Source organism: Pseudochrobactrum sp. AO18b, from assembly GCF_000409565.1.
Classification (GTDB): domain Bacteria; phylum Pseudomonadota; class Alphaproteobacteria; order Rhizobiales; family Rhizobiaceae; genus Pseudochrobactrum; species Pseudochrobactrum saccharolyticum.
The window spans coordinates 1-18,157 of record NZ_ANNO01000008.1 but is presented as its reverse complement, the minus strand read 5'-3'; the positions used below and the strand labels follow the sequence as shown (position 1 = coordinate 18,157).

Genomic DNA, 18,157 nt, shown 5'->3' with positions numbered 1-18,157 from the left:
CCTTCCCAAATCACCCCAAAAACCAAGCCAAATATATCAAATCACAGCGCCAAACCCTTGTTTCGACTCATAAATCCAGAATCAAAACGCCTGAAGGTTGAGAATCGGGGGAACAAACCTGCAAAAAACAAACGCCGCCAAGATTAATTGGCGGCGTTTTTGTCATTTATGATTCCCGTGAAACATTTTATGCGCTCAGCAAAGCTTCCACCGCCGCACCAATAGCCAGAATTTTGCGATCAGAACCATTACGGCCAACCAGCATCAGCCCTGCCGGGCGCTCCGGCATCGGCATAGGAATGGAAAGCGCAGTCATCGCGAACTGATTCACAATCTGCGTATTGCGCAGATACAGAGTTTCAAACCGGTCATATTCCGGTTCATCATTTTCCACCTGAGCAATCGTCACTGCTTTGACTGGCGTTGTCGGCAATACCACAACGTCAAATGCAGACATCATCTCATCCGCCTGTTTGACCAGTTCACCGCGGAATGCCAGCAATGCCTCATATTCCGAAGCCGGAATTTTTAAACGGTCACGCAGTGGCACGCTGACACGCTCATCTACCGGCATCGATAAATCATTCAGCCACTCTTTATGTATATGTGCCGCCTCAATGCCGGTGAGTGATCCTTTGTTCGGGCCTGTGCGCAGTGTATTAATAAGAGTGTCAAAGTTGCACTCTATAAATACCGCACCGGCAGCCTCCAGTTTTTTCAAAACGGACTGATAGGCCGCAGCCACGTCCTCTTCCATATCCTGCAGCACAATGCCCTGCGGAATACCGACTTTGAGACCTGCGAGTTCGATTTTTTCTAAAGGCAACGGCGCTTCACCGGCCATAATCGCATCGGCATCCGCACAGGCCGCAACAGTCTTGGCCAAAGGCCCGACGGAATCGAGGGTCGGCGATAGCGGAAACGCGCCTTCCAGTGAAACACGACCATGGGTCGGCTTAAAACCGACAACACCGTTCAATGCCGCCGGAATACGAACCGATCCGCCGGTATCTGAACCGATTGCGATATCACATGTGCCTTCGCCCGCGCTGACAGCTGCACCGGAAGAAGAACCGCCGGTCACCAGACTTGCATCATAAGCATTGCCCGGCACCGGATAATGCGGATTAAGCCCCGTTGCAGTGAAGGCAAACTCCGTCATATGTGTTTTGCCGATGATAATCGCACCGGCTTTACGCAGGCGCTCAACAATCACCGCGTCTTTTGTCGCCGGCTCTGCTGTTTTACGAATGATTGAACCGGCAAGATTTGGCTCACCCGCCACATCGAACAGATCTTTGATCGAGACAATCTTGCCATCCAGCGGGCCAAGACTCTCCCCTCGTGCCGCTCTCTGGTCTGCGGCATCGGCTTCAGCGCGCGCTGTATCCGGATAGAGTTTGACATAAACCGCTTCCGTAGCCTTGCGATCTTCAAGACGTTTTAAAATTGCATCCAGTTTTTGGCGTGCTGACAATTCCCTGCCCTCATCATTGTGTTCAGTCACCATCTCTCAGAATAAAAGGCCACGAGCCGTAACCGGTTCATGACCTTTTCTCTCTTTATAATATATTATGCATCAATATCCGTCATTATCGCTGAGCGATAAACCGGACTTTATGCGTGTCAGCAACAGGCAAAAGCTCTGTTACCGGCGGCACGGTATAAACATCATGTTTACCGAATTCCCGCGGATAATAATCATAGCCTGCAGGCGGTGGCGGAGCCTCATCCATACCGCTGCGTTCTTCACCGCGAACAATTGCAAACGGATCAGGAATCGCGCCCATCAATCGCCGTGTATAAGGATGTGTCGGATTGGCAAACACATCCTGCCACGGACCTTGTTCCACCACCTGACCGAAATACATTACCGCAACGCGGTCACTCATATGCTCAACCACACTCAGATCGTGGCTGATCATTATATATGAGAGTTGCAATTCGTCTTTCAGTTCCAGCAACAGATTGATGATCTGTGCGCGGATAGATACATCCAGCGCGGAAACCGGCTCATCCAGCACCACAACTTTCGGATTGAGAACCAGCGCGCGGGCAATACCGATACGCTGACGCTGACCGCCGGAAAACTCATGCGGCAGACGCTTGGCATGCTCTGGCTTCAAACCAACAAGCTTCATCGTGTTCTCAACACGGTCATTGAGTTCCGATTTTGTCGTCACACCCTGCAGGCGCAAAGGTGCTGCAAGCGAGGTATAAATCGTCTGGCGCGGATTGAGCGATGCATAAGGATCCTGAAAAACCATCTGCGCCATCTGTGCCCGCTCAAGACGGCTTGGCCCTTTTTCACCGGTAATCGGTTTGCCTTCAAAATAGATCGTACCCGAAGTCGGTTTTTGCAGGCCGAGAATTGACAGCGCCAAAGTGGATTTACCGCAACCGGATTCCCCCACAATGGAAAGACATTCGCCTTTATGCAGATCAAGACTGAAATTATTGACCGCCCGTACCGCTTGTTTTGATTTACGAAACAAGCCGGCAGCCACCGGAAAATGAACATTGAGATTTTCAATACGCAACAGCGGCGTGTTCTTCTCACTCATGATGATAACACCTCACGAAACCGCGTTTGGCTTCCGTATCCCCGTTCTGAATGCTTGCATTCTGTTCCAGCTCAGTTTGCGGCGGTACTTTTGTCAGGCAAATATCAGTCGCCCGTGTACAGCGCGGCTGAAACCGGCAGCCTTTCGGAAAAGCCGAAATAGAAGGTACAACACCTTCAATCTCCTGAAGCTTTTTACGTTCATCCGGTTTCCGCTGCCCCAAAACGGGCAGTGAGCTCAAAAGCCCGTGCGTATAAGGATGCGCCGGATGCCCGAACAAGTCCGCTACATTCTGCTCTTCAACCAGATGACCGGCATACATCACACCGACGCGCTTGCACATTTTCGCAATCACGCCGAGGTCATGGCTGATCATCAGCACAGATGTTCCGCGCGATGAGCACAATTCCTGCATCAGTTTCAGAATTTCCGCCTGAACCGTCACATCAAGTGCGGTCGTCGGTTCATCCGCAATCAGCAGATCAGGATTGCAGGCCAGCGCGATGGCAATCATCACACGCTGACGCATACCGCCGGACATCTGGTGCGGATAGTTTTTCACACGGCTTTCCGGTGCAGGCACATGCACCTGCGCCAAGGCCTCAATCGCCTTTTTCTCCGCCTCATGCCATGTTGCGCCCTGATGGAGCACAAACATTTCAGCAATCTGCCGTCCCACTGTTGCCAGCGGGTTCAGTGCAGTCATCGGCTCCTGAAAAATCATCGCAATCCGGCTGCCGCGCAATTTACGCATATCGCGATTGCTCAGCTTACGCAGATCCTGTCCTTTAAACAGGATCTCACCGGAACTCACTTCCAGCGGACGGTTCAAAAGCCCCATAATGGAAAGGGAAGTGATGGATTTTCCGCAACCGGACTCCCCCACCAGACCAAAGGTTTCACCGGCACCGATCGAGAATGAAACATTCTCAACCACGTTAAACCGCGTTTCACCGGAAACCATATCAATATGCAGGTTCTTCAGTTCTAATAATGGTGTATCGCTCATGATTTGCGGCTCCTCATATGCGGATCCAGCACATCGCGTAAGCCGTCACCAAACAGATTAAGCCCCAGAACTGTCAGGAAGATTGCAAGCCCCGGGAAAATAGCTGCCCATGGCGCAATGGCAATCAGCTCACGCGCGTCGGTCAGCATACTGCCCCAGCTCGGGAATGGCGGACGAATGCCAAGACCGAGATAGGAAAGTGCCGCTTCTGCCAGAATAGCATCGCCCATGCCGAGCGTACCGATAACCAGAATTGGGCCAATCATATTCGGCAAAATCTGGGTAATCATAATGCGGATATCACTATAGCCCAGTGTCTTTGCAGCCTGAACATAGCCCTGCTTCTTCAAAGACAATGCGGATGAACGGGCAATACGGCAGGTCCATGACCAGTTGGTCAGACCCAGCGCAATCAGCAGGCTGCCAAGACCAGGCCCGAGGATCGCCATAATTGCCAGTGCAAAAATCAGCGACGGGATCGACAGCATCAGATTGGTCAGACCGCAGACAAAATCATCCCAGCGGCCACCAAAATAACCGGCGGAAATGCCCAAAGTCAGACCAATGATCGTGTTGATGATCTGCGAGACAATACCCACAGTCAGCGAAATGCGTGCACCGTAAAGCACACGGCTGAACACATCGCGCCCCTGTGCGTCGGTGCCGAACCAGAAATCACCGTCCGGCGGCAGTTCCGCATTAATCAGGTCAGCATCCAGCACCGGATCATAATGTGCCAGCAAAGGAGCGAAAATACCGGCGGCCAGAATAACCACACACAGCACTCCGCCGAATAACAGATTGAAACGTAATCTCATGGCGCTACTCGTGGCTGATGCGCGGATCAATTACCGCATAAAGAATATCGACAACCGTGTTGATGATCAGGAACCACAATACGATCATGAGGATAGCACCCTGCACCACCGGAATATCGCGCATTGATACGCTGTCAACGAGCAGTGAGCCGAGCCCCGGCCATGAGAATAATTTCTCAATAACAACGGCTGCGCCCATCAGCGAACCAAATTGCAGACCGACAGTGGTGATAATCAGAACCAGCGCGTTACGCACCAGATGCCACGTAACCAGACGATAGGCATTCATACCTTTGGAACGGGCTGTACGGATGAAATCCGCGCCCATCACTTCCAGCACTGCAGCGCGGGTTGTGCGCGCCAGCAAGGCCAGCGGTGCAACACTCAAGGTTACCGCCGGCAATATAAGATTACGGATACCGCCGTCACCATAGCCAAAACTCGGCAACCAGCCCAAAGTCAGCGCGAAGAAATACATCAGCAGCAGACCAAGCCAGAACTGCGGCAGCGACAGGCCGGAAACCGCCCCAATCATCGTGAAAGTATCTAATATACTGCCCGGTTTCAGCGCCGCGATAAAGCCGAGCGGCACACCAATCAGCACCGCAAGCATCATAGCGGCAATAGCCAGCTTCATCGTCGGCCACATACGCTCCATCAGCACCTGTGTCACAGGCTGGCGTGTGCGGAATGATTTGCCTAAATCAAATTGCACCAGACTGACAATATATGTCCCGAACCGTTCATAAACCGGTTTGTCGAGGCCGAATTCCTTATTCATCTGCTCGACAACTTTGGGATCATTGCGTCCCTTACCGTCAGCAATCTGGCTGGATGTAAAACTGCCCGGAATAACACTGAAAATGACGAAGATAAGAAGAGATACCGCCAAAATGGTCGGTATCATCTGCAATACTCGCCTAATAACAAATCGAAGCAACCTGCGTGCCCCTTCCTACAGCATATCGTGAAAAATCCGGAAACATATCCGCAGGATAGCCTGTTCACCCGACTGATTTTTCCTGCATCCGCTCCGTACCGATATGCGACGAAACAAAAACCGAGAGCATTTTGGACAATAAAACCCGCGCGACAGGCTCAATCCGGTCACGTGCGGTCAAAAACACAATGCTCTGAAGACTGAAATTGGACCGGAGAGCAGAAATCCGCTCTCCGGCACGCCCCCCGCCTCAAACGGGCATGGGCTTAACGACCGCTCGGAACGCTGTCGTCCACCCAAAGCTCTTCATAGGCCTGAATTGCAAGCTCGGCAGAGTTCGGCTGCAGGCCATGCAACCATGGCTGATAGGCAATAACGGCCTTGTTATAGTTGAAGAACCAGTATGGTGCTTCATCCTGCAGGATATTATTGGCCTGACGCAGCAGATCGTTGCGCTCATCCTCAGAGGTCGTTTTCTGAGCGGCCTCATATAACTTGTCAAATTCAGCATTGTTGAATTTTGTATAGTTACAGGAGGACTGCGGTGTCTTGGAATAGAAGCACTGCAGCGCTGTCAGAGGATCCGGGCCGCTTTCCAGCGACCACATAAAGGACTGGAAATTACCGCTTGGCACATCTTCCGAAAGCACAGCAGATTCAACCGGCTTGGCTTTCAGCTTGATGCCGACTTTATCCAGCATAGGAATAATCGCTTCTGCAATTGTCAGACCCCAGCTTTCATTCTGCGTTGCGGTCAGCTCGAATTCGAAACCATCCGGATAACCGGCTTCAGCCAGCAGAGCTTTCGCTTTTTCCGGATCATAAGGATATGGCTTGGCATCCTTGTCGAAAGCAGGCGATGACAATGGCAGCCAGCTGACAGCACGATAGGCTTTATCTTTAGCCAGACGCTTGATGATCAGATCAGAATCGATCGCATAATTGATCGCCTGACGAACACGCTTGTCCTGAAGCGGCTTCACATCTGTATTGAAGCCCATAACACGGGTGTAAACTTCCGCTACTTCCAGAATATTTTTCGACAATTCCGGATCAGCTTTATAGGTCACATATTGTGCAGGCCCGAGAACCGAAACATCAATTTCCTTATTACGGAAAGCAACATCGCGGGCTGCGGCTTCACCCATCAGCATAATGTTGATCTTATCGGCATAAGGCTTGTCTTTAAGGTAGAATTTTTCCCATTTTTCAACGGTCAGACGCGAACCCGGCACATATTCAGCAAATTTGTAAGGTCCGAGACCCACAGGACGGCTCTTGAAGCTGTCTTTATCGGCTTCGCCATCCGGATAGATCACTGTGCTCGGCTGCATGAAAATAAAGCCCGGTGCAAGTGCTTCATTCAGTGTGATTTCAAGTGTGAAATCATCGATTTTCTTCAGGCCTTCGATTTCCTGAGACTTGCCATCGGAATAGGCATCAGCACCTTTAATATTGCTGATATAGCGCGCAGCCGGATAGGCTTTGCCCGGTGTCATCGCACGCTTATAGCTGTAGATGATGTCATCAGCAGTCATCTGCTTGTCATTATGGAAGAATGCATCCTGACGCAGTTTGAAAGTATAGGTCAGACGATCATCCGAAGCCGTCACTTCCGTTGCCAGATCGAGCTGCGGCTTGTTGGCTGTGCCATCCCATGAATAAAGGCGGCGATGCAGCGCTTTGGTCGGGAACTCGTCCTGCGTTGCAGTGGTTGCCTGATTGTCCAGCGTACCGAAGCTTGAACCGTAAGGCGCAACGAAATTAATCGTGCCGCCTTTGCGCGGTTCTTGAGCGGAAGCATTCATGGCCACGCCGGCCAGCAAAGATGCCGCCATTGTTGAGATTAAGGCTAAGCGTTTCATCATTGAGAATATCCCCTCCTCAGAATTTATTTTTATTCCGGCTGCGGTCTCCTAATCCCGCAGCCTTATTCTCTGCTTTTGCCGCGTATCTTATCCGAAAACCGCTTCACAATTTTCGGGATACGCTGCCGCTGTTTCAGCGTGCAAACACAATCTCACCGCCGCGCAATGTCATAATGCACTGCGTATCGCTGAGAATTTCCTCCGGTGTCGCTTCCAGCATATTGCGTGAGAACACGGCAATATCCGCGACCTGACCGGCAACCAGCTTACCTTTCACAGTCTCCATCTTCTGTGAAAATGCGCCATATTCGGTGTAAACCTGCAAAGCTTCCTCGATGGAAACACGCTGATTTTCCTCCATTACAGTGCCTTTCCATGTCTTGCGGGTCAACATCGTGTAAAGATTCGGAAACGGATTCGGATGGCAGACCGGGCTGTCGCTGCCGGTCGCCGGTTTGAAACCAAGATCGCGCCATGTCTTCAGCGGATAGCTCGGACCGGCACGTTCATCCCCCAGAACCGAAATATAAGCATCGCCGAAATCATAGATGAAAACCTGCTGCGGGCACGGATAAATACCGGCTTTGAGCATACGTTGATGCTGTTCATCGCTGGAGAAACCGCAATGTTCAATACGGTGGCGACGATCCGGATCAGGATAGGCAGCCAGCGCTTTTTCATAGGCGGTAATCAGCTGTTCAATCGCCATATCACCGATCGCATGGCAAGCCAGCTGGTAACCCTTGGCGTGAGCATCCATCACCATGGCCTGCAAATCTTCATCACTGAGAATCTGCACACCAATATTGTCCACATCATCGCCGTGATATGGCACGGACATCCATGCGGTTTTGCCCCCCGCAGAACCGTCAAGGAAGAGTTTGACCGCACCGATGGTCAGCATATCATCGCCGACACCGGAAACCAGTCCGCTTTCATAGCATTGCGGCACCACTGACTTGCCCGGATCACCAAGTAGAACCAGCCATGTACGCACCGGCAGACGGTTGTCACGCTTGGCAATATTATAAGCGCGGATTTCTTTATAACCGGCAATCTGACCGACCGCGGCATCCATGCAGGATGTAATACCATAGGAAAGCAGCATATTGCCGCCGTCTTCAATGGCTTCAATAATCTGCTCTTCGCTTGGCTCAGGAATAACAGCGCGCACCAGATCCTGCGCATTTTCAGCCAGCATACCGGTCAGAGCGCTGTTTTTCTGTTCAATCAATCCGCCATCCGGCACAGGTGTTGTTTCATCCACACCGGCGAGTTTCAGCGCAAAGGAATTGGCAATCGCCACATGGCCGCAGGCGCGGGTCAGCAGAACCGGATGTTCGGGTGCCGCCTGATCCAGCTCGGATTTATGCGGATGACGGCCAATATCCAGCTTGGTCTGGTCATAGCCGCGCGCCAAAATCCATTCGCCTTTCGGCAATGTTGCCGCTTTTGCACGGATCGCTTCCTGCAAATCAGCCAGTGTCGGTAAGACAGCAGGTGTTGCATCAATCCGCTTCAGAGACAGACCGGTGGAAATCAGATGCAGATGCGCGTCGTTCAGACCCGGTGTGGCGAATGCACCTTTGAGGTCAACAAGCTCTGTAGTCTCCCCCTGAAACTGCAGAATATCCTGAGACTTGCCGCCGGCCAGTACCTTGCCCTGCCAGATGGCCAGCGCCTCAACAGTACCTTCTTCATAACCGCACCAGATGGTACCATTGTGCAAAATTTTATCGGCAATAATCATCCCGCTCGCGGACATGATGTGCCCTCCCCTTCATGCTGCTGCAGGCATTCGTCGCTTTGTTCCCGCGCATTCTGCTCTGCAGTATTGTCACTGTTTCCCGCCATGCCGGTTCGCCTTACCCTTCCTTGCAAGGTATAAAGCTCCGGCATTTTCCATCTTTGACTGAAGCCTTTCATTATACGAAATGAAAAGCAAGCTGCGCATTTGTTAAAATTAGATGTTATTTTTACGTCATTTTGCGCAATAAAACTTCGTTTCGACGATTTTTAGGATTTACAGGCGACTATATGCACAGCCTTCATGAGGCTATGCATAAATTCGATAGATATATCACCTTGGTGATCTACAAAATTGCGGGCAGATTCGCCCGCTTTATGTCTATACGAGACTGGATTTTGCCATCTGATGGAAGAAAGAGGCTCCGCGCTCCAATATCTCATCATTAAAATTGTAGCGGCTGGTATGCAACCCGCTGCTGTCACCATTGCCAAGGAAAATATAGGCTCCCGGCACGGCTTCCAGCAGGAAGGAGAAATCCTCACTGCCCATCATCGGCACATCCAGCTCTTCGAAAGCATCCTCGCCAAAGCTGGCAACCGCCACATCCCGCGCCAGTTCATAGGCTTGTTTGTTGTTGATGGTTGCCGGATAGCCCACAGCCCAGTCAAGCTGCACTTCCGCCTGATAGCTTTTCGCCTGAAAACGGGCAATTTCATCCACGCGATCACGCAATGCTACCCGTACAGACGGATCCATTGCCCGCATCGACAGTTCAAGCACAGCCGTATCCGGAATAATATTGCAGGCAGAACCGGACTGGAAAGAGCCAACGGTGAGCACCGCAGGCTGATGCGGAGAAATATTACGGGAAACCAGCGTCTGCAAAGCCATCACAATACTGGATGCAACCACAACCGGATCAACGGTCAGCTCCGGCATGGCACCATGACCGCCGCTGCCTTTAACAGTCAGCGTCAGTACATCAATCGATGCAGCCATCGCACCGGCTTTTGCTGAAAATACGCCTGTCGCCAGCCCCGGCATATTATGAATCGCGAAAACCTGCTCACAAGGGAAACGCTCAAACAAACCGTCTTCAATCATCATTTTGCCACCGCCGAAATTCTCTTCCGCCGGCTGGAAAATCATATGAACCGCACCGTTAAAATCCTGATCCTGCGACAGCGCATAGGCTGCTCCCAGCAGCATCGCTGTGTGGCCGTCATGGCCGCAGGCATGCATCACACCTTCATGCTGGCTTGCATAAGGCAGGCCGGTTTCTTCCAAAATCGGCAAAGCGTCAAAATCTGCGCGAAAACCGATTGAGCGGTTGCTGTCGCCGCGCTTCAGCGATCCGACAACGCCCGTCTGTCCCAGACCGCGCGTTACCTCAAAGCCCCATTTTGTCAGATGCTGCGCAATGAATTCCGATGTTTTAAATTCAGATAATCCGATTTCCGGCATCGCATGCAGCTGATGCCTTATCTTAATCAGCTCCGGCAAAAAGCTGCTGAAATCAAATTTTCCCATAGCCCACTCCCATTATGCCCCAATGCAAATCACCTGCAAACCAGCGCGTCCATACCGGTTACGAATTCCGCAGCACCCGATCAATGCACAGCCATAGTTACAGGATCAGTATTTCTTATACTATTCGATGGACGATTTGCACGAACATAAGCACCACCTATAATTGTTTTTCTTTGTTTTATCTTTCCGCCATTTGAATTTCACTTGCCGGAAACAAACCGCTCTCTTAAAAGTGCTGGATATGCAATAAAACAGACATCTTACAGGCTGCGGTTGCTGTCTGTTTCAGCCCATGGCCAATAAAACGGAGCAGAATGTGCGTTTATCAATCAGTCTGATTTCTGCTGCGCTATTTGCTCTGTCCGCCTGCGCGTCCAAAGATGTCGGCCCGATCAACAGCCATGAATCGGATATTCAAAGCAAAAGAACCGACTATATCGCTGATCACGGTAATGACGGATCAACCGTTGTAGCACTGGCTTTTTCCGGCGGCGGAACGCGCTCTGCCGCTTTTGCCTATGGTGTATTGCAGGCGCTGGATGAAACGGTCATTGATGAATATCCCTATAAGCGGCGGCTGATTGATAATGTCAGGCTGGTTTCCGGTGCTTCCGGCGGGGCAGTTGCTGCCGCCTATTACGGTATGACCGGCCCTGATCAGTATCGCGACTTTCGGGAGAAATTTCTGTACCGCAATGCAGAGGAAGGCCTCCGTACCTCATTGCTGCATCCCGAAAATGTCGTACGCACCATCGGCGGCGGTCTGAATGACCGGAACGGCTTTGCCCAATGGCTGAACGACAATCTGTTTCATGGTAAAACCTTTGCAGCACTCAGACGCAGTGACGCACCCACCGTGTGGATTACCGCATCAGATATTTATAACCGTACGCCGTTCCACTTTACCGATGATACATTTGAAGCTTTGTGCAGCGATCTCGATAAAGTCTATCTTGCCGATGCAGTGAGTGCCTCGGCTGCAGTTCCCGTGGTGTTCTCTCCGGTGGTTATCTCCGCCATGCACAAGAAGTGCAATTATCAGCCGCCGCAATGGCTGCAGGAGACACTCACCAATCCGGATGTTTCACTGCGTCTCAATGCCTATGCACGCAGCCTCTATGCTTATCGCAATGATCCGAAGCAACGCTATATCAAGCTGCTGGATGGCGCATTGACCGATAATATCGGTGTCACCCCATTCGCGCTGGCACGGGCTGGCGCAAAAAATCCTTACGGCCCGCTGTCTCCGGCAGAGGCGGTCAAATTGCGCAAACTGATTTTCATTGTTGCGGATGCCGGTACTGAAGGTGAAGAACCATGGGCAACAAATGTAAACGGCCCGATATTGACCGAGGTCGCCGCTGCCACAGTCTATACAGCAATCTCAGCCTCTGTGCGTGAGGGTTTTGATGCTCTGAAACTGGCCACCAATCAATGGCAGCAAGATCTCATTCAGTATCGCTGCTCACTGCCTTCAGCCAAGGTCAAAGAATATCGCGGTACTTTGCAGGGCTGGAATTGCAGGGATTTGTCCCTGATTGTCGAAGCCGTCAGTTTCCGTGATCTGGATAGCGCCACGCAAGCCCGTCTCAACAAAATTCCGACCCGTTTCAGCCTGCCGAAACAACAGGTTGATCTGGCCATCGCTTCCGGTCGTCAGGCGATTTTGCAGCACGAAAAAATTCAGAATGCGGTTCTGGATATTCAGAAATTCGCTCAGGTGAAGCGCTCAGAACAGGTTGCGCCGGTTAAACGCGCCTCTGCCGCACTTCCTGTTTTTCATTAGAGCGCCGTGTGCCAGACTTAGAGCGGTTTACGTTCATGTTGGATCGCAATGTCCGCTCTAGATTCCTTAGATTGTCGCATTATCCCGACGTCAAGTTGATCCAGCTTGACTGTGAAATGCTCTAGCACACAAAACTCGCTCGAGCACTTTAAGATCAGAGCATAATTTACCTTCAACTGACCCGGTTTTTTTAAATTATGCTCTAAGACGACAGTCGTTTATACTCATATTTCGTGCCCTTTTCTGATCCGGTTATGATGATGCAAGATCTTTTTTCAGGACTGACCTCCGCGCAACCAGAGCAGGAAAACCTTGCTGAAGGCGCTGTATTGTTACGCGGATTTGCTCTGTCAGCGGAACAGGATCTGCTCTCAAGCCTGTCTGCCATCACCGAACAGGCTCCGTTCCGGCACATGGTTACGCCCGGCGGCTTTACCATGTCTGTTGCTATGAGCAATTGCGGACCACTCGGCTGGGTCAGTGATCGCAGTGGTTATCGCTACAGTCCTGTTGATCCGCAGACAGGCCGGAACTGGCCGCAGATGCCGGAGAGTTTTCTGCAACTTGCCCAAAAAGCAGCAGCCAAAGCCGGATATGCTGATTTTATGCCCGATGCCTGCCTCATCAACCGCTATGGGCCAAAGACCAAACTCTCTTTGCATCAGGATAAAGATGAGAAAAGTCCTGACCATCCGATTGTCTCAGTGTCACTGGGGCTACCTGCCACCTTTCAGTTCGGCGGCTTGAAACGGACAGATCCGGTACTCAAATATGCATTGCAGCACGGCGATGTCGTAGTATGGGGCGGCGTATCACGCCTTTATTATCATGGTATTACGCCACTGAAAGACGGAGATCATCCGCTGCTTGGCCGTTACCGCATCAATCTGACCTTCAGAAAAGCGGCTTAGGGCGTGTTGTGTATAATCTGATGCGCTATACTCGCCCTTTCGCTTTATTTTAACGCATGTCTTTATCCCAAAACCGGCACTCACTTTTGGGATACATGCGCAAATTTGAAAATAAGATTTGCAGTGCAGGAACAAAATTCACGCGATAACCTGTGATCCATTCAAAGAAAGGTAAGATCGTGAACAAGCACGCCCGCATAGACGAACTCCTTGATGATCCGCGCTGGCAGGCCGTGCTGGATCGAAAAACTGATGCCGACGGCACATTTGTTTATGCCATCAGCACCACAGGTATTTATTGCAGGCCGACCTGCCCTTCCCGCAGGCCAAAACCTGAACATACACAAATTTTCGACCATCCCCGTCAGGCTGAAACAGCAGGCTACCGGCCATGTCTGCGCTGCCTCCCGCAGCGTCAGGAAACATTGCAACAACAGCAGAACCGGATTGTTGAAGAGGCTTGCCGCCTGATCCGCGACAATGAAACCGCGCCGGATCTCAGCAGCCTCGCCGCCCATGCCGGCTTCAGCGCATCGCATTTTCACAAGCTGTTTAAGCAGGTTACCGGTATCACACCGAAAAATTATGCCCAGTCACTGCGGATGCAAAGGCTGGAAAAGGAACTCAAAAACAAGAAAACCTCTGTGACAGAGGCGATTTACAATTCCGGTTATAATGAAAGCAGCAATTTCTATGCCTCAAAAAACAGACTTTCCGGTATGACCGCATCTGCCTATAAAAAAGGAGGCGCAGACATCATGCTTCAATATGCAATTGCCCCCTGCTCCCTTGGTAAAATACTGGTTGCCGCAACGTCAAAAGGCATCAGCTCGATTTTGCTCGGTGATAATGCTGACGAATTGCTGAATGATCTGAAAAAACGCTTCCCGAAAGCTGAAATCTCACAGGGTGGCAGTGATTTTGAAACGACACTGAAGACCTGTCTGGAATTTATCGATCAGCCGCAGCCGCAATTTTCCTTACCGCTGGATATTCACGGCACGGTCTTTCAGCAAAAAATCTGGCAGATTTTGCGTCAGATTCCGCCGGGACAAACCGTCAGCTATGCGGAACTCGCCAGTCTTGCCGGCATGCCTAAAGCTGCGCGTGCAGTTGCCGGTGCCTGTGCGGCCAATCCGGTTGCCGTTGTCGTTCCCTGCCACCGTGTTGTGCGCAATGACGGCGGTCTTTCCGGCTATCGCTGGGGCGTGGAGCGCAAACGCACATTGCTCAGCAAAGAGAAGAGTAAAGCACAAGGCTAATCCGGCCTTGAGAAGAATGACTGTAACAGCCCTGCGGCTGTTACAGTCGTTTCACTATTAATGCTGTGCGAAAACAGAGCGCTCCGTCTTTGAGAAACGGATAACCTGATAAGGCTCACTCATACCGCCCTGTTCCATTCCCGGAGAGCCGACAGGCATACCCGGTGCGGCAAGACCGGCTTTTTCACCGCCTTCAGCAAGAAGTTTCTCAATATCCTGCGCTGGTACATGACCTTCAATAACATGGCCATCAATAATAGCTGTGTGGCAGGACTGAAGATCATCCGTAACACCGTATTTGGCTTTGATCGGGCTCAGATCTTCAATATTATGCTCTTTAATCTCAAAGCCCGCCGCTTTCATGTGGTCGCCCCATGCACCGCAGCATCCGCAATAAGGTGATTTATACAATTCAACCACTTTACTATTCTGGGCAGATGCTCCGGAGACAAACCCGCTCAGCATCAGGGCAAACATACCGGCACCGGCCACTTGCATAAGCTTCATTTTACAAAATCCTTCTTTGAACGGGTTATGTCATATTTTACGAACTGAACAGCAACACGCTGAAAACAGCAAACAGTGCCAGATGCAAAATCCCCTGAACCGGTGAGGTTTTCTGCCCGATAAAGCTGAAAGCCGTGAGCGCAATTGTCAGCAGAAACAAAATTGTTTCAACGCCGGAAATACCCATTGTCACGGTTTTATTCATCACCAGACCGATAATCAGCACCGCCGGTACAGTCAGCCCCACTGTCGAGACAAAAGCACCGAGACACAAATTGATCGCGCGCTGCATTTCATTATTCAGCGCCGCTTTCACAGCTGTAATCGACTCCGGTGTAAACACAATGATTGCAATCAATACGCCACCAAGGGCTACAGGCGCATTAACCGTCTCAATGCCGTAATCAATCAGAATAGCCAGATCATGAGCCAGCAAAACAATCGGCAGGATCATCGCGATCAGAATAACAGAGCGGATAAGGATTGCCCGTTTATCCAAAGCTGCCGGTGCCTCATCGTCTTGGGCAAGCATTTGCGCTTCACTCGCCCGTACAGTCATGTCGCCTGATTTCGGCTGAATGAACAAGCGGCTGTAACCGCCGATCTGCATCCACAGAAACAGGCCATAGACTGCAATCGTAATGGCAGAAAATGCTACGGCCTGCACAAAGTTGAACTCACCGGCGCCGGAAACATAATTCGGCAGCACCAGAGCAAGTCCGGTCAAAACGGTAATCAGCGACAAGTAAGTGACTGCGCCCTGCGCATTATATTCCTGCTCACAATAGCGTAAACCGCCTGCCAGCAAACAAAGGCCGGTCACAAGATTAAGAATAATCATCATGACGGAAAAAATAGCGTCACGACCGATTGTGGGAAATTCACCCGGCCCGAGCAGAACCGATGCGATCAGAATAACTTCAATAGAGACAATCGACAGCGTGAGAATAAGCGTGCCGTAAGGTTCACCCAACTGATGCGCCAGATGATCCGCCTCTCCCACAACGCCAAAAGATGCCATGATGATTGTTGCAAACAGCGCAAGAAAACACAGAACTGCAATTGTGCTGTCAAACGGCTCGCTCAGCCATTGTTTGCCCCAAATGGCAAAAACAGCAACCACAAGCCATGCAATCAGAAGGCGGATAATTGTCAGTGGCGGGAAAAGTGACCGCAGCGATGCAACCTTAGTTACGGCTGGCATAGCGGCTGGTTCAGATCGTTGTTTCATAAGGGCCTGCTCTCCATCTGTTCGAGCGCATCTGAAAAACAATTTCAGAACAATGCGCGTCATTCAAAAGGGCAGAATGCGGCTCGGAACACTGGGTTCTGATACACTCTGCACCGGATAGAGGGGCCGTCCCCGTATGATGCAATGGCAGGTCGTCCTGCACTGTGGCTATATAATGATAGCCGTCGGTTTTCGCAACCTTTACATCGCCTGCGATTTGTCAGCCGGAACTGTCTTCAGCCATTTGCGCAAGCGCCCGCAGGCATTTTTATAGGGCGATGAAGTGTTGAACTGTATCATACGCCCCATCGTCCATTTCTCGTACCAGCCGGCACCATAGAGTGCTTCATCTGATCGCTCTGAAATCTGCTGAATGATTGTTTCTTTAGCGGCCTGCAAACGCAACAACAGCGCTTCATAAGTCAGAGCATCATAATCCCTGTAAAATTTCTGAGCCAGTCTGCCCAGCTCGTTCCATTTAAACCCTGTCTCCGGAAAATCGATCGGCTCACCGGCGCGATCTTTCTCCAGCCATTTAATCACGAGCTCATTCCAGCCGGTGAGATAGGCCAGCAGATCCTTCACACTCATTTGCGTGTCTTTGGCATGACCATCGAGGCTTTTCTCTGTGATCCTGTCGGCCGGAACCTTTCGGACGATCCGCATCAGACTGTCAAAATTTACAGTAACTGCGTCGGTCAACTCGTCCTTCGTCTGCGGAATCGCCATGGAATTTCACCTGAATTCTGCTGATCCGCTCATGCACCAGCAGTTTTAAACCACCTGCAGATACGTAACTTTGCGTAAATCTTACGTTCTACAACAACAGGAATACAGATCCGGTTTAGAGAAACCATAGACAATAGGGATAATAAATTTACAGGCAGGTAAAGAAAACCCATCAATATTATTATTCCGATTAATCAATTTTCCAGCATTTCAAAGCCCGAAACATACTTACAATCAGTTTCAGCAAAGCAAATCCGCTTTGTCAGCATATGTCATCAAACAATCAAGCCACACAAAGCCGGGCGTTCTCGCGCCCCGGAAAGGAGTTAGCTATGGCTAAACTGGGTATCCTATTGTGCGCTGGTATTATCAGTATTACTGGCGGTAACGCATTGGCGCAGACCTTTACAATGGACAATAATGCCAATTCCAACTCTCAGTCAGGGGCAACAGCGATTGCCATTGGCAGTACCAATACCTCCCCGAACAGGATCAGAACAACTGTTCCTGCGATTTCTCCGGGGCTGGTAGCTGCAGGTGTTCATTCCTGCGCGGGCTCAGCCAGTGCCGGTATCGGTGCAACCGGCTGGGGTTTTGGTATCGGTTCGACCTATGAAATGAAGGAATGTAACCGTCGTGCCTATGCGTCAGCTCTGGCAGGTCTTGGGCACAGAAGCGCTGCCCTTGATCTGGTCTGTCTCAACAAAGAGGTTCGCGCCTCATTGAATGCGACAGGTATTGTCTGCCCTTCTCAGGGGGTGGCTGCACGGCAGGTCTCATACCGCACCACGCCGACAGCCGTAGCATCCGCTTCAGTTGCCCCCGCTCCGCGCGTACAGAGAGCCTCTGCTCCCGCCCCCGTCGGCAACAAACGGACTTACTCTGCGAAAGCCCTTGGTCTTTCCAGCAGTGATCTGGAAGCTAAAGGCTGCACACTGCGCAATGACGCGCAAAGAGGCCGCGCCTGGTTTTGCCCGCGTCCTGTGATGTGAGCAGACAGACAGAGCATGAAAATCAACCACATGACAAAGATTTTGCCATTCGTGGATATAGCCTTTTGCCCATGGCCAAGCCTTCTGAGCGGCCATGGGCAGCGGGATATATCGTCGGATATATCTGGCAAACGGGAGATTTGCCATAACAGTTGGAGGATATAAAAATGAAAAGACTTCTTGCTTTTGCAGCAGTCTCAGCGCTGGCTCTCGCCGGAGCACTGCCTGCTTCCGCACAAACAGTTGAATGGGGCGGCGGG

Annotated in this window: 15 protein-coding genes; 4 read left to right on the top strand and 11 right to left on the bottom strand. The window is 51.1% G+C overall.

Annotation, left to right across the window (positions count from 1 at the left end):
• Positions 1–187 precede the first annotated feature (187 nt).
• The 8 genes from A918_RS0100420 to A918_RS0100380 form a co-directional block, all read right to left on the bottom strand.
• Positions 188–1,510 (bottom strand): amidase, encoded by a 1,323-nt coding sequence (locus A918_RS0100420; RefSeq protein WP_022709143.1) that lies wholly within the window; start codon positions 1,508–1,510, stop codon positions 188–190.
• Positions 1,511–1,592: 82 nt separating this feature from the next.
• Entirely contained in the window at positions 1,593–2,564 is a 972-nt protein-coding gene (locus A918_RS0100415) for an ABC transporter ATP-binding protein (RefSeq protein WP_022709142.1), read from the bottom strand.
• Positions 2,557–3,573, bottom strand: coding sequence for an ABC transporter ATP-binding protein (locus A918_RS0100410; protein WP_022709141.1), 1,017 nt, complete (start codon positions 3,571–3,573; stop codon positions 2,557–2,559). Before A918_RS0100410 ends, A918_RS0100415 begins: the two co-directional genes overlap by 8 nt.
• On the bottom strand, positions 3,570–4,391 hold the full coding sequence (locus A918_RS0100405) for an ABC transporter permease (RefSeq protein WP_022709140.1): 822 nt from the start codon (positions 4,389–4,391) through the stop codon (positions 3,570–3,572). The genes A918_RS0100410 and A918_RS0100405 overlap by 4 nt, the downstream gene beginning before the upstream one ends.
• Before the next feature lie 4 nt (positions 4,392–4,395).
• Entirely contained in the window at positions 4,396–5,331 is a 936-nt protein-coding gene (locus tag A918_RS0100400) for an ABC transporter permease (protein WP_022709139.1), read from the bottom strand.
• A 266-nt stretch (positions 5,332–5,597) separates the two neighbouring features.
• On the bottom strand, positions 5,598–7,199 hold the full coding sequence (locus tag A918_RS0100395) for an ABC transporter substrate-binding protein (protein WP_022709138.1): 1,602 nt from the start codon (positions 7,197–7,199) through the stop codon (positions 5,598–5,600).
• Between the two features lie 133 nt (positions 7,200–7,332).
• Positions 7,333–8,964: an amidohydrolase gene (locus tag A918_RS0100390; RefSeq protein WP_022709137.1), complete on the bottom strand. Its 1,632-nt coding sequence runs from the start codon at positions 8,962–8,964 to the stop codon at positions 7,333–7,335.
• Between the two features lie 363 nt (positions 8,965–9,327).
• Complete coding sequence (locus A918_RS0100380; RefSeq protein WP_022709135.1) at positions 9,328–10,479, bottom strand: M20 aminoacylase family protein; 1,152 nt, start codon at positions 10,477–10,479, stop codon at positions 9,328–9,330.
• 316 nt (positions 10,480–10,795) lie between these two features.
• Here A918_RS0100380 and A918_RS0100375 point away from each other — a divergent pair, with 316 nt between their 5' ends.
• The 3 genes from A918_RS0100375 to ada all read left to right on the top strand — a co-directional run bounded on the left by A918_RS0100375 (position 10,796) and on the right by ada (position 14,438).
• A complete protein-coding gene (locus A918_RS0100375; protein ID WP_156831352.1) occupies positions 10,796–12,265 on the top strand; it encodes a patatin-like phospholipase family protein in 1,470 nt (489 codons plus the stop codon).
• Positions 12,266–12,525: 260 nt separating this feature from the next.
• On the top strand, positions 12,526–13,176 hold the full coding sequence (gene alkB / locus A918_RS0100370; RefSeq protein ID WP_022709133.1) for a DNA oxidative demethylase AlkB: 651 nt from the start codon (positions 12,526–12,528) through the stop codon (positions 13,174–13,176).
• A 179-nt stretch (positions 13,177–13,355) separates the two neighbouring features.
• The gene (gene ada, locus A918_RS0100365; protein ID WP_051138950.1) at positions 13,356–14,438 is read left to right on the top strand and encodes a bifunctional DNA-binding transcriptional regulator/O6-methylguanine-DNA methyltransferase Ada; all 1,083 of its coding nucleotides are present in this window, start codon (positions 13,356–13,358) and stop codon (positions 14,436–14,438) included.
• A gap of 57 nt (positions 14,439–14,495) precedes the next feature.
• On the opposite strand, the gene A918_RS0100360 is transcribed toward ada, so the two are convergent.
• The 3 genes from A918_RS0100360 to A918_RS0100350 all read right to left on the bottom strand — a co-directional run bounded on the left by A918_RS0100360 (position 14,496) and on the right by A918_RS0100350 (position 16,905).
• A complete protein-coding gene (locus A918_RS0100360) occupies positions 14,496–14,945 on the bottom strand; it encodes a DUF411 domain-containing protein (RefSeq protein WP_022709131.1) in 450 nt (149 codons plus the stop codon).
• Between the two features lie 37 nt (positions 14,946–14,982).
• Positions 14,983–16,176 carry a calcium:proton antiporter gene (locus tag A918_RS0100355; RefSeq protein WP_245257267.1) on the bottom strand — a complete coding sequence of 398 codons (1,194 nt, stop codon included), beginning with the start codon at positions 16,174–16,176 and terminating at the stop codon, positions 14,983–14,985.
• A gap of 201 nt (positions 16,177–16,377) precedes the next feature.
• Positions 16,378–16,905, bottom strand: a complete 528-nt coding sequence (locus A918_RS0100350) for a ClbS/DfsB family four-helix bundle protein (RefSeq protein WP_022709129.1) — start codon at positions 16,903–16,905, stop codon at positions 16,378–16,380.
• A gap of 332 nt (positions 16,906–17,237) precedes the next feature.
• On the opposite strand from A918_RS0100350, the gene A918_RS0100345 reads away from it, so the two are divergent.
• Complete coding sequence (locus A918_RS0100345; protein ID WP_022709128.1) at positions 17,238–17,897, top strand: hypothetical protein; 660 nt, start codon at positions 17,238–17,240, stop codon at positions 17,895–17,897.
• Positions 17,898–18,157 lie beyond the last annotated feature (260 nt).